General features: G+C 65.7%; 1 pseudogene. It reads right to left on the reverse strand.

Going from position 1 to position 781, the window contains the following annotated elements:
* Positions 1-781: pseudogene (locus G3N95_RS40405) on the reverse strand (FAD-binding protein); the annotation flags it as partial.

Consider the following 781-nt stretch of genomic DNA (forward strand, 5'->3'; position numbering starts at 1 on the left):
AGCGAAATCTGGATGCGTGTTGCGCCGTGCTCGCGCAGCACGACGGTCGTGCGTGCGATTTCGTCGGCGACTTCCTCGGGCGTGCCGTCGGACTCGCACATCAGGATGGCCGCGGCGTCGAGGTCGTAGCCCGCGTTGACGAACTCTTCGACCGCGCGCGTCGCCGGCTTGTCCATCATTTCCAGACCGGCCGGAATGATGCCGGAGGCGATGATCGCGGCCACGGCGTCGCCGCCTTTCACGACATCGTCGAAGCTCGCCATGATCACCTGCGCGGTCTGCGGCCGCGGGATCAGCTTGACGGTGACTTCGGTCACGATCGCGAACATGCCTTCGCTGCCGATCATCACGGCGAGCAGGTCGAGGCCGGGCGCATCGGGCGCGAGCGAGCCGAATTCGACAATCTCGCCGTCCATCGTCACGGCGCGCACGCGCAGCACGTTATGCAGCGTCAAGCCGTACTTGAGTCAGTGCACGCCTCCCGAATTCTCGGAACGGTTGCCGCCGATCGTGCAGGCGAGCGGCGAGGACGGAGCGTGCGGTTAGTAAAGGCCGTAGGGAGAGGCAGATTCGGAAAAGGCCAGATTGCGCAGGCCGGGCTGGACCGTGGCCGTGCGCGAGTACGGATCGACTTCGAGAATGCGCCGAAAGCGCGCGAGCGACAGCACGATGCCATGGCGGATCGGCATCGCGCCGCCGGAAATTCCGTTGCCCGCGCCACGCGGCACGACGGGCACATCCAGAATTATGACGATCTGCCCGATCCCCTGCCCCTGCGAAT

It is taken from the genome of Paraburkholderia sp. Tr-20389, assembly GCF_017104565.1.
In the GTDB taxonomy this organism is placed as follows: domain Bacteria; phylum Pseudomonadota; class Gammaproteobacteria; order Burkholderiales; family Burkholderiaceae; genus Paraburkholderia.